Source organism: Geothermobacter hydrogeniphilus (assembly GCF_002898515.1).
Lineage (GTDB): Bacteria > Desulfobacterota > Desulfuromonadia > Desulfuromonadales > Geothermobacteraceae > Geothermobacter_A.
Window position 1 is genome coordinate 1 of the sequence record NZ_PPFX01000063.1, and the last position, 12,311, is coordinate 12,311.

9 protein-coding genes are annotated in these 12,311 nt (G+C 48.1%); all 9 read right to left on the reverse strand.

Going from position 1 to position 12,311, the window contains the following annotated elements; all coding sequences use genetic code 11:
- Positions 1–879: DEAD/DEAH box helicase (locus tag C2E25_RS16790; RefSeq protein WP_146033012.1), on the reverse strand; the 879-nt coding region annotated here is incomplete at its 3' end.
- A 197-nt stretch (positions 880–1,076) separates the two neighbouring features.
- On the reverse strand, positions 1,077–2,366 hold the full coding sequence (locus tag C2E25_RS16795) for a hypothetical protein (RefSeq protein WP_103116870.1): 1,290 nt from the start codon (positions 2,364–2,366) through the stop codon (positions 1,077–1,079).
- A 103-nt stretch (positions 2,367–2,469) separates the two neighbouring features.
- Complete coding sequence (locus tag C2E25_RS16800) at positions 2,470–3,363, reverse strand: hypothetical protein (RefSeq protein ID WP_103116871.1); 894 nt, start codon at positions 3,361–3,363, stop codon at positions 2,470–2,472.
- A complete protein-coding gene (locus tag C2E25_RS16805) occupies positions 3,363–5,030 on the reverse strand; it encodes an AAA family ATPase (RefSeq protein WP_103116872.1) in 1,668 nt (555 codons plus the stop codon). Before C2E25_RS16805 ends, C2E25_RS16800 begins: the two co-directional genes overlap by 1 nt.
- A gap of 242 nt (positions 5,031–5,272) precedes the next feature.
- Entirely contained in the window at positions 5,273–5,884 is a 612-nt protein-coding gene (locus tag C2E25_RS16810; protein ID WP_103116873.1) for a DUF6933 domain-containing protein, read from the reverse strand.
- 10 nt (positions 5,885–5,894) lie between these two features.
- Positions 5,895–7,253, reverse strand: coding sequence for a KAP family NTPase (locus tag C2E25_RS16815; protein ID WP_158247323.1), 1,359 nt, complete (start codon positions 7,251–7,253; stop codon positions 5,895–5,897).
- 66 nt (positions 7,254–7,319) lie between these two features.
- Positions 7,320–9,176 (reverse strand): ATP-dependent helicase, encoded by a 1,857-nt coding sequence (locus C2E25_RS16820; RefSeq protein ID WP_103116875.1) that lies wholly within the window; start codon positions 9,174–9,176, stop codon positions 7,320–7,322.
- Complete coding sequence (locus C2E25_RS16825) at positions 9,173–10,990, reverse strand: ATP-dependent nuclease (RefSeq protein ID WP_103116876.1); 1,818 nt, start codon at positions 10,988–10,990, stop codon at positions 9,173–9,175. The genes C2E25_RS16820 and C2E25_RS16825 overlap by 4 nt, the downstream gene beginning before the upstream one ends.
- Positions 10,991–12,196, reverse strand: a complete 1,206-nt coding sequence (locus C2E25_RS16830) for a restriction endonuclease subunit S (RefSeq protein WP_103116877.1) — start codon at positions 12,194–12,196, stop codon at positions 10,991–10,993.
- Positions 12,197–12,311 lie beyond the last annotated feature (115 nt).

Consider the following 12,311-nt stretch of genomic DNA (forward strand, 5'->3'; position numbering starts at 1 on the left):
CGGGGTGGTCAATTTTCGGTTAGCACAGGTGGTCAATTTTAGGTTGTCATTACTAAACAACGCCTGAAACTTATCTGACATGCCCTGATGCGGCGTTGCACTTAACAGCAGTATGCTGTCCGTCTTTTTTCTCAACGAGGCCGCCAGACGATAACGCTGTGATGCATCCAGCTTCATCCCATATTGCCGGCGACTGAGCCGATGTGCCTCGTCGAACACAACCAGGTCCCATGGATCGGCCTGCAACAAACTGGCAAGATGCTCACCATCTTTCAACCTGTCTATCGAGCCGATAACAAAATCGTAAAGCTTCCATTGATGTGGTTCATTGACATGAAAGTCTTCGCCATAAATTCGGAAATCACTCATTCCAAACTTATGGTGCAGCTCGTCCTGCCATTGCTTCGTCAGACCGGCAGGTGCAACAAGCAACACGCGACGCAACATCTTGCGCTGCTTGAGCGCCGATAAAAGCATTCCGACTTCTATCGTTTTTCCAAGACCGACATCGTCGGCGATAAGCCAGTTCAGGTTCCCGGAAGCCAGGATATGATGAACCAGGTGAATCTGGTGCGGTAGCGGGTCTATGTCGAGATGCGATAGTGCCCCCGTGTTCTCATTCCACAGTTCCAAGGCATACGCCAAGTTTCTCAAGCGAAACCGTTCAACATCTCCTGCACTTCCTGTATCAGCTGTCAAAAAGCGATGGCGCACACCCCGCACATGCCGCAGATTTTCATAGGGCAACCAATGGCGCCGACCGGTCTCAGGAAACTCGACCAAAACCTGTTCACTGCTACCGATCTTCCTCAGGTCTATCGTCACGCCTTCCCCCAACGAATCTCTGACGCGAGAAAAGGGAACATCCACAACATCCATTCCCTTCAAAAAACCACAGGAAACCCGGTCGAGGGACACCCAAGATGACTCGGAAGATCTGTGCCAACGAACCAGAATACGCCTTTCGGGTCCGCTCAGATCATGATCTCGAACGGTACCCGTCCTCTGATCCCTGAAGTCTTTAACCCAAGCCCCCTTGACTGGAACAAGCCGCTTATTCAAGTCAACCTCCTGCCTTATTTAAAAATTTCACAACAGGTATATGCTCGCCAATCGAAGCAGTAATAAGCATCCTGAAGTTGATCCTTCAAGGAAGAGAACGACAGATCTGCCGGATCAAAATGTTGTTCTCCGACAGGTTCCGCTTCTAACAAGTTCGCAGAAAAACAATAATCTTGCTTAGCTACCGAACGTAAATACTGCAAAAATGTCCTGTAACTCCTCCGGAGCCTGCCGCTCGAATACCAGGCATCAAAAGCTTCGTTAACAAACTGATCTATTTCATCAAAATCACTACATCCATCGAAGCTCCTCACAATTGCAATAGCAACCCGCCACGACAGAATCTTCTCTCCCAAATAACAATAGCCGGACAACTCAGAACTCTTGCGATGAATTGCAATCATCAGTTCAGTACGCTGTTCCCAGCTTTCCTTCAACTCTTTCGCGAAGAGCAGTTGCTCAGGAGTCATTCCCGTCTCAAGCAGGTACTCCATGGCAACCCTCGCCTGTTGCCAGCCCCTTTCAACGAACACCTCCTGCAACAGTGCAATCCCTCGCTCATCCCATCCATACGAAAGCCCCAACTCATACGCAACCTGCCAGGCTCGTTCCTCCCGGGAGATTTTTCCATCAGATTTGACATCCGTCAGGTCCTGCCGCTCGTCATCGAATTCATCGTAGAAGAACCCATCGTCCAGCAAAATCTCGCTATCGGTCGAATAATTCGATTCTGATTGGCCTTCCAGGACATAAAAATCCAGAAATTCACAACCTTCTTCACTGAGGTCCTTGACTTCCGGTGCAGCATCTAACAAATCCTCAGATGAATTATCCTCCGAAGACAATGCATATTCAGACAACTCCTCTTTCCGGTCGCTCTGGGACAATTCCGGCCCATCTAATCTTTCACTGCTGATATCCGGTGAGGTGGAACACGCCTCAGCTTCGCCCTCTGCATCTATAGGTACCACCAGAGACTCTTGGCCAGGCCTGTAAGCTCGTTGCCGGACCTCACATTCCTCCGAGGTTTGCAATATCAGCTCAAAGTCATGTTGCTGGAGCTCATACGAAGCAGAATCAACAGAAGACGCTTTTGCTTCTGGGGGCAACAGGTTATTCAGTGACTTTCGTAGATGAGAAACTATGACGCGGGGAGGAAGAGAGCTGGAACTTGAAGGCAAGTTTACAGTAGTCAATTTGCCGAGCTTTTCGTAAAGAAAACCGCAAAGGAGATCTGAAGCCTCACCTGCTGCCCCATTTTCCAGCAATACTCTGATATTGGCCAATAACTGCTCTATGGTCACGACCCCTCCAGGAAAACCAAACAGACATTCTTCGAATCACCGCTCGTGTCACAACTATCCCAAACCTTGGCAATTTTCACAGTGACAAAGAGTAATACTGTGATCACTCCCCCACCAGTTCAAATGGCTCTTCCAATCTATCAAATATCTGAGCCTCACCAACGTACTCAGCCCAACGTTGTTCATAGCTTTGCCTATCAAGGAGGGAGATATCATCCATCTCCCCCTCACCACCTTCATCAAGGCCGTGCTGGAAAGACACCCCGCCGATATCAGTCAAAATGTACCGGTTGTGTAGCGCCTGGCCACCTTCCCTGGCAGTCCAGCGCACAAAACGAACACAGACACCTGAAGGGATGAGCGGCACCAATCTCTCTTCACATTCCTGACGGAAAAACTCTTCGGTTGATTTAACCTGTGTGTGGACTTCCACTGATGGTAAAGCCCCTTTTCGGCCCATAATGGAATGCCATAGAAATGACTTGAAGGGCCTTCGGTGACGGACATTTTCAGGGCCGAAGTGCGGATCAACAAAAACAATATGATTGGCAGAAGAAAGCAGCTTGCCAACCGCCGAAGCCATCGGTGCGGCCTTCCGGGGCACGATAAGAGTTCTTTGGGCTTTCCATAGAGGGTCCGTTTCTGTGACCTCCGTAGCCCCAAGAACATTTTTGTCAGGGTCAGAATAGTTGGAAATGATTGCATAGAAAGGCTCCTGAACGTGCTGTTCAAGCGCATTTGTCAGCCAGTCTCGCTGCCCATCGTAAGAGCGCGTGGATTTACACAATCCGTATTTTCTGATCCGGCTCAGCTCAATTTGGAGCTTTTTTCTCTGCTGAAACGAGAATGAACTGCACGACTCATAAACCATGCGAAGCCACTTCCTAGGAAACTCGGAAATCAGGCGTCCCTGAGGAACGCCGAATTTCTCGATAAGATAGCGATAGGTCTGCCAATCCCCAAGACAGGCTGGATCAACGGCATATTCCTTCAACATCAGAACAACTCCTCGGCACGTTCTTCGAAAAATCCCTCCGGCCATTCACCGCAAGAGTCACCATCGTCGCCGATTTGCAGTTGGCAAATCCTGGTGCCACACTCAGCACCCCAGTCAATGTAGTTGACGCTCAACTGGTCCGGTCTTAATCCGGGATGCCCTACCGGCAACTCTTCCTCAGAAGTTTCTCTGATCCGACGCATCAAGCGCAGCAACAAATGCTCGCTGTGCGTCTCAAGCAGAAACATCTTGCCACTCTGCTCATGAGCCTGATGGACAAACAGATCTCCAAGACGGCACTGTAAACCGGGATGCAGATGCAGTTCGGGCTGCTCAATCACAAGCGTTCCAATCTCAGCATCCAGCGCCCCCACCACAACTGGAAGCAATTGCGAAATACCAATGCCAATATCCTGTGGGAACACCTGCACCTGCCGGCTCTCATCGAAAAGAACAATATCCCGTTCCTCCGGCAGTTCTTCGAGTTCCCGCGCCCGGTCCTCTTCGTCATCAAAAGACGATGCGCTCACCAGGGAAGCGTAAAGAGGGCTGTTAATGTCCAGTTTCTTGTAACGTCCAACCTTCAAAGAAAAACCTGAATCGAGGAGGTCCTGACTACCCATCCATTCGCCCACTTCCTCGACAAACTCATCCGAACCCAGGTACAGATGGTCCCAAGCCGCAAGTCCATTGGTCCACCGAGCCGAATCAGCAGAACGGACCAGATTGAAATTTCGCGGAGGGGTTTTCCTGATCGGACCGATATACTTGACCTTCTCCAGGGCTTTCAACAAGGCCTCTCCCGGGCGAACCAGCAACTGACTCAACAACCCGTTAACCATCTGGTCAAAAAATTTATCGTCCTCGATCCCCTCATCTCTTTCATCCGTCGGGATAAGACAAACCTCGGCAATTCTAAGTTGCTGCCCCCAATGAGGAAGTGCTGTCGTCTGATCCTCAAGAAGAAGGTGAGTCGTTTCACGAAACTTGAAATAGGATGCCTTGATTGACACAACAAACAGTGCAGCAAAATATGGAACGCGCGAAGAATCAGGCTCGTCTCCAGTTTTCACGAGAAACGACGGATGCAGATAATTGAAATTGGTTATCGCAACCTCCTTCCCATCTGGCCTGGCAACAATGTCGGCAAAAGGGGATCCGTCAAAACCGACTCCATACGACTTCAAATAGGGCCGGCCAAACAATTCGCTCCAGGCAACTTCAAAAGAGACTCTCGCGGTTTTCACCTGAGCAATGTCTCTGACATCGTAGTGAGTTTCCAGGGGAACCAGATCACTCAATTCATCGAACTGATCCACGGCACCGTAAAACCAGTCCCACATATCATCAGGTGACTCCACCGCCAAAAATGGTTCAAGAACATCATCCACATCAAGATCAAAGGAGATTTTGATCGTTCTGGATGTGTCATGCCCATACACCAGATTACGAAAACCGCCGAGGTTCATCGACTCGTCTGCCCCTTCAACCCGGTCGGCATCCAGGTTTTGGCGCCCCAAAACTTCACGCGCGTAATGCAAGGCCTGAACAATGGTCGATTTGCCCGCTGAGTTCGGACCAAAAAGCAGAGTGATCGGCTTGAATTCAACCCGGACAGGATCTTTGATCCCCTTAAAGTTTTCGATGGTAATGGCTGTTATGACCATTTCAGACTCCCTGAAAATGGATGGTAGGTGACCGACCGGTCTGAATTAGCAATATGCTTTTTTTGAAATTGCTTTTTTCGTCGAGCCCCTCCTTTGAACACATTGCGGATGTGGCAGGGCACAACCGAAACATCCCGCTAAAACAGATCCACCATTTGTGCCTGAGGCAACCAGACCGATTCCTGCTCAAACCGCACCTCGAGAGGAGCTTACCGGCTACGGATTGACAGACAACCACCTTGTCAGTCACACCCTCGCCCCTTCCTGAAATCAGCCAGATTCACCACCTTTGCCCCCGTTTGTTGTGGCAGTAGCGCCAGCAGCGAAGCCCGCCATTTTTTCTGCGGATAGAAATAGTCCTTGTCACCACCGCGCTTGCGCAGGGTGTCGTTAAGAACCTGCCCCAGGGCATATTCTTCTTCCGCCGATTCGGGCAATCGGCCAAGACGGTATTTGACCAGGTATTCCATTTCGTCAGTGACCTGCCTGATATGAGACTGAACGCTGCGGTCCAGCCCCTGGGACCAGACGGTGGATGAACATTTCCGCTCAACCACCTCAATCAATTGTTCGTTCGGGCCGGGATGTGGCAGATCGCATAACCAACTTGCTTCGGCGACAATGCGACTGGTCAAAACTTTGTCGAAACGGGCGAAGTCATTCTTTTTCAGGCCGACAAAAACCAGGGCGTAGCGGCTGGCCTCTTCCATCACGATGATGCACTTTTTCCGCAGCAAGGTGATGCGGTGGGCGTACCAGTGCCAGGTAGCCTGTCCATCTTTGGAAGAAGGAAGCGTGAAACCTGCCTTGGCCAGGTCGTCGCCGAAGGTTTTGCTGATGTGGAGGTGAATCATTTCGGAGCAATTACCTCGCAAGTTTCATGGTTTCGATTGCCTCGACAACAATATCTGTAAACCTGCCACTTCGCCCGCCATAGGCCCCTCGGAAATAATCAGAAAATGTTTCCGCCCACCTTTTCTTCTCCTCTTCTGATAAGAAGAAGGTTCCGTTCTGGCTAGGAACTTCTGCACTAATCATTGCGAGCACTGTATCTCCATGATCAGGATATTCTTCGTCCAGCTTACTGAACAGCTCGGCCTTTCCAATTACTGCCGCGATATCTGAGGTTGCGAGCGCATTGCGTCTCATGCTTTCTGCTATTTCTGGCTTGAAGCAATAAAGAAACACACCCAAAACCCTTAACAGGCAATAGCCAAAATCTTTCCTGGTCTGCATCCCTTTCTTATCTGTCAGGGATTGATAGATTTCGAGGTGCAACACCAGAGTTTCAACTTCGCGCAACGACAGTCTGTTTGCTGCGACAAGGGAGGCCAAAAAATATCCACCTCCTTCTTTTTCCAAATCTGTGTTGTCCAGCAGTTCGCTATTACCAACTAAGTCTTTCAGATGAGTAACCGAGGCAAGAACAGACTCATGCCCATCGGGCTTGTGGGTATCGGAAAGGCTCAGGCTGAATTGGACGAATTTGTCCAGGTAGCGCTGGGCGTCCTCCAAGCCTGTCCCGTAGCAATGATTGATCGATGAACGGAGCTGATCGAAGTTGGTAATCAGGACAAACTGAACACCTTCAACGTCAAAGATATGCTTGATGTTTTCGAGCATGTTGACGGCGAAGTCAGGGCGGCAGCGGTCTAGCTCGTCGATGAACAGAACGATGGGGGCGTCTTTGGCCAGTTCGAACAGGGCGGCTTGCAGGGTGGTGATGTTCTGCTCGGCGTCGACGTGGTCTTTCAGCACTGATTCGACGGCATGGTTGATCAGTTCGTCACCGGCCTTTTTGACCTCGTCCTTGAAGTCTTCGACCACATCGGCCGCGTCCTGTTTCAGCAGCCAGCTGGTGCCGGCCTTCAGGGCGGTTTTGACGCCGAACTTGATTGCGGGCAGCGCCTTTTTGATCAGTGGCTCACGCTCTGCTTCCGGCAGCGCGTTCAGAACCGCCGCCATCAGCGTCATCAAAGGCTCATCAGCATGGTCGGCCTTGAAGGCATCGACATAGATCGGTCGCAGGGACGACTCGCCATCTTCAATCAGATGGATGAGCTTTTTGCAGAACTCGGTTTTCCCGGAGCCCCAGCTGCCATCAATGACCAACGGGGACACCTTTGCGTCAGATTCCAGCAGTCGGATGATCTTTTCGGCAATCGGTTTACGCTGGTATTCGTCGCGTGTTTCAAAGGTCACTCTATTTTGTTTGTCGCACATAGTTAGAGCTCTCCTCGAAAAGCGCATAAAGCATGTAAATTACGATTTAAAACACGAACCGAAATTCTAAACTTCAGATGTCAAGCCAATTTGTTCTAAAAACCGTGAAGGATCTTGCCTTCTAGAACTGCCCCAAGGCATTACACGAGACTTGGCATACGATAAACAAAGCAATCGTTTTGACCTTGTGACGGCAACAAAGAAATTGCGTTTTTCTTCTTCTAAATCAGCGCCTTTTGCTCGATAGTCAGGAAAAACGCCTTCCATCATACCCATCACAACCACAACATCAAATTCGAGCCCCTTAGCTGAATGAATTGTAAGCAATGCAAGGCCGTCTTGCCGTGGTTGCTGCGTGGCTCCTAAGGCTATATGACCAAGAAAACTTGCTAGGCGGTGCTCTCCGCCACGTTCCGAGCGAAGGAAATGATCCCAAGCCCTACTCCACTCCTTGATATCCTGGAGAATCAGAGCCCGTCCATTCTCGTCATCTATCTTCTCTGCAATCTCCTTAAGCATATTAAGAGCCAAAGAAAATTTTATGTTGTGTTCTTCCTGCCCAAGATTTTCAATGGCCTTCAACACATCACGGGCATCTTGTTTGCGAATATTTTCAGAAACAGCTTGAAATAATTCTCGAGAGTTATCGTATGAAGTATTTAGAATTGTGAGATCTTCCATCTCCCACCGTTTTAGCAATACTTCCAGATGTAATCGATCTCTTGGGTTTGCCTTTAAGCGGAGACATAGCTCAAAGTCACGCAACAGATCTGATTCACTATTATGCTGAGTTGAAAGATGTTTATAGAAATCCCAATCTTGTCGACTTAAAGCTTCTTCAATTGCAGAGAAGACATAACGATTCCTCCCTAAAATTGCACACCCACCCAATGTGACAGGCCCTTCAATATCATCATGACCGTTATCTAGAAGATCAGACAAATACTCAACAATCCGTTTTGCTTCATCATGCTCATCTTCAGCGACAAGCAACCGAATATCCCCTGGAATCGGATATTCACTTTCAACTTCATAGCCAGGGTCCAAAAGTCTTGCGGCTTCAACAATGGCTCTGGAAGAACGATAGTTTTCGTTAAGGACAATCTTTTTTGCCTTGAAATCACGGGCAAAGAAGTCCAGATATTTCGGATGTGCGCCATTCCATTGGAAAATCGCCTGCCTTGGATCTCCAACAAACATCACATTTTTAAAAGTATCTCCGCATAAGGCTTGGATAACCCGGTACTGTGCTTCGTTTAGATCCTGGGCCTCATCTACACATATATAGCGATAGAGCCGACGATAGAAATTTGCGATTTTTGGTCTTTCCGTGAATAGACGATATGTAAAAAGAAGTAGATCATCATAATCGACCGCATTGGAGGCCCGCAGGCCATCATCATAAGCTGCATAAATTTTAGCTATTAAAGAATCATCTAAAGTTTCAGGAAGCTTAAGATCCGTTTTGGCTGTTGATATTGATTCAAGCCAATTGAAAAGGGCTTTATTTTGTTCTTTAGGATCGCCTTTTCCCAACAATTCGTGCCGCAATTCAGGATCATCCAGCATCGCTTGTTGCAGCACCTGTTTCCTGTCCTGAAAATTCTCAAACAGATTTGGCATTCCGTCAATCCCAACCGGCTTGCCTCGATTCGCGAGCACTTCAGCGCAAAAACTATGTAGAGTACCAATGAAAGCCCGTGAATGAATTTCCTGGAACTCTTCAAGCCGTTCTTTCATTTCGTTAGCGGCTTTATTAGTGAAGGTAAGGGCCAGAACACGAAAATGCCCGTCGCTCTCGTTAATAAGACGCCTGATACGCTCTGTTAAAACACGAGTTTTACCAGAGCCTGGCCCTGCCTCAACAAGTAAAGCGCCTTCACCATGGGCGACAATTTTTTGTTGCTTTTCTGACAATTTCATTCTGGTGCCTCGTGGGTTGGCGTAAGGTCTAAATCCGCAGCCATTTGATCAAATAGCTCCCGTACAAGGGGTGGAAATTTTAAAGCGATATCATCCATGTTTGAAATTGCTGCCGCAACCGGAGTCGCGTATTTTGTTTTATTTCCCGCCTTCGATAGTTCTGTTTTTATTGCGGCAAGTTTGTCAGTCTCATTTGCCCATTGTTGTTTCAATGCGTCTATGTGATTTTCATTAACACTTTGAACCTCAATAATTGTTTCAATGATAATATCCTTGTATTTTTCGTCAGCAAGATATCCTTCAAAATTTTTATTATCAGGGATGATAAAAACATTGTGGTTGTTTTCTGGTTCTTCAGGGTTTCCTACTTTCTTTAGAGTTCTTGAAATCCAGCGAATTGGATCTTCTTCTCCATCTGAAAAAATATACCAAGGGATCTCAAATGATTTTGCCAACCGAACAAAAGGCAAGTAGCCTTTGTAGCCTTCGACAGGTATAAATGAGATCCCAAGGGAACAAGGACTTTGCCCCCAGAATTGTTCTGCAAAAATGGGTAAGGCCTGTTCTTCGGTTTCTCCCTCAAAAAAGACAAGAGCCCGCGCAAACAGCAACTCACCTCTGGTGTTCAAGACCATCCGGTTGATTTTGCGGATATCATCTTTATTCAAATCACTAACATCAAGCTGGGTGACATGGGTCGTTGAACCGTTTTTCTTGAAATGCCTGAAATTGCCGATATCAGCCCGGCTTGCCACATAGGGTGAATGGGTGCTGATAATCCTTTGGCCGGGAATAGCTTCAATCTGCTGGAAAATTGCCCGTTGTGCCTGTGGGTGCAGGTGGGCTTCCGGTTCTTCAAGAGCCAGGAAGGAGTGAATACCACCATCGGCATTCATTTGTCGCCAGTTGCTATAAGCTCGAAATGTCAGAATAGCGGCAATACTTCTGGTACCCATGCCATGCCGTGACAAGGGAAAGGTTTGAGCATCCCTAGTGCAAAAGCTGATATCCATTCCCCGATTTAAATCCCGCATGTGACGAGCCAGCGGTGTTATTGAAACATCCCCTTTGTTCGCTGATACAGTCTGGTATAAATCGTTTAAATGTCCCTGAACATGGGTAAGCACATCACTTCCGTCTATTATCTCCTGGTTTAATTTGCTCAGTGTCTCTTCAATCTCACCGATTTTTTGATCGCTCAAGCCCGGTTCGGAGATGAGTTTATGCCAGAAGGAGCTACGGTTTTGCAGTTCATCGTGAATATCACGTTTCGCATCCATCAGATAGAAGGCCATTGGTTCAAGATGGCGGGCTGTTACCTGTGAAGTTTGGACCTGGGCGTTTTCGATGCTGTCAGAATCCGGCCATTCTTTCAGAAAGCGGCGTTCCGTAACATATTCCGCCTTGCCGTGGTTCCAGAAAGTTCTGGTGCGGATGGCAACAAAGTCGTTATCAGTGTCATGATATTGGGCAATGCCGCTGCCCCAAAGTTCAACCCAAAAACTTCCTTCCGGAAAAGTTCCAAGGATGCCTTCCTCATTTACCGGATGGATAAGGATATCGATCAAGACCTCTCGATCTTTCGGCACCTTTGATTCACCATTATCCAAAAAAACATCATCTTGGGTTATGACACGCCGACCGGCACCGATTGCAGCAAAAAGGGCCTCCAGCAGGCTTGTCTTACCTGAATTATTTTCACCGATCAGAACAGTAAATGGACCAAGTTGCATGTCAACGCTCTTCAGTGATCGATAATTTCTGACTCGAACTTCTGTTATCTGGATGCCGCTATGGGACGAGGGTGTTGTCATTTAAAGTTCTCCCCGGAAGGCGCGTTGAACGAGGGAGTTGAAAAGGTCATTTTTTCTGCCGGTAGCCTCTTCAAGACCAATCACCATGTCAAAAATTCTATCTTTCACCTCAGCAAATTTGGTTTGTAGCTCCATTGGAGGAATTCGAACTTCAAAAGAATTTACATCGGCTTGATTGATACTTGACTGATTCACCGCATCTTTTGCACGATTTAGTATTTGCCTGCGTATGTATTCATGCTGAAGGAGAGAGACTAGGTAAATTGGATGCAATACTTCCTTTTTTACAGCAAACCTCATCATGTTCGACTCAAAGACTGTTGGCTCGACCAGTTCGGGGACAATTGCGCACTTGCCAAGATATTTTCTGGAATTCACACGATTTATGAGAATGTCGTCTTTTTGAACCGAGTATTTTTCTTGCGACTTTTTATCGAGCCGCACCCGTTTCAAGCCTGACATTCCAGTGACAACACCGTCATAAAAGGAATCTATGCGAATTATTGGGGTTCCACTTCCATAGTCGGAGGCATGTTTGTAAAGCCCATTCTGGGGCCCATCCTCAATCAATTCACCCAATTTCCGTGTTTCCCACCCCTTCGGATTCAAAACCGGGTCGCCGAACATGTCGAGGAAGACGGAGCGGAGGAATTCTTCGGTCAGGCGGATGGCTTGCTGCCGTTTGCGGCGGATGGCGTCGGCTTTGTCGAGGATGGCGGCGATGCGGCGCTGTTCGGGGAGTGGGGGGAGAGGGATTTTGAACTCCTCAAGTTCACCCTTTCGAATATTCTTGATATTGGCCCCACCAGATTTCCTGCTCCAACTTCTGAAAGCAGGGGACCTCAAAAAATGAAACAAATATCCTGAATCACAAACATTTTCATTTGCCCTGATACCAACGCAAAAGGCGCCAAAACTACCATTCCAATCATCTTCTGCCCGTGCACACTTCCCGACTATTTCTGCACTGCCAGAAGATGTACACATGACCAGATCATTTTTCTTAATAATCTGCTTACTGGAAACTTTCTCCCCAGGTATCCAAACCAAATCAGCATCCAAAATAAGACGGTCTTGAACATTCCCTGCCCGAATAACAGGAAGGGCACCAGCGAATTCTTCGGTTTCGCCCTCAGAGCGACTGAATGTTACGCCACGGATAACATTTGCGACCTCTCCAAGAGGGCGCTTCTCCACATTCATCATCCCAACATCCCCTCCAACTCATCCAAATCCGCCAGAATCTCCCGCTCCAACTCGCGCAACTTCCCCAGAATCACCTGCGGCTCTTCATACACAACCTCTTCGTAAACCTCCTCCT

Excerpts from the sequence above, each read along its gene's own strand:
- C2E25_RS16800 (WP_103116871.1), bottom strand. The coding sequence starts at position 3,363 with ATGTTGAAGGAATATGCCGTTGATCCAGCCTGTCTTGGGGATTGGCAG.
- C2E25_RS16805 (WP_103116872.1), bottom strand. The coding sequence starts at position 5,030 with ATGGTCATAACAGCCATTACCATCGAAAACTTTAAGGGGATCAAAGAT.
- C2E25_RS16810 (WP_103116873.1), bottom strand. The coding sequence starts at position 5,884 with ATGATTCACCTCCACATCAGCAAAACCTTCGGCGACGACCTGGCCAAG.
- C2E25_RS16815 (WP_158247323.1), bottom strand. The coding sequence starts at position 7,253 with ATGTGCGACAAACAAAATAGAGTGACCTTTGAAACACGCGACGAATAC.
- C2E25_RS16820 (WP_103116875.1), bottom strand. The coding sequence starts at position 9,176 with ATGAAATTGTCAGAAAAGCAACAAAAAATTGTCGCCCATGGTGAAGGC.
- C2E25_RS16825 (WP_103116876.1), bottom strand. The coding sequence starts at position 10,990 with ATGACAACACCCTCGTCCCATAGCGGCATCCAGATAACAGAAGTTCGA.
- C2E25_RS16830 (WP_103116877.1), bottom strand. The coding sequence starts at position 12,196 with ATGATGAATGTGGAGAAGCGCCCTCTTGGAGAGGTCGCAAATGTTATC.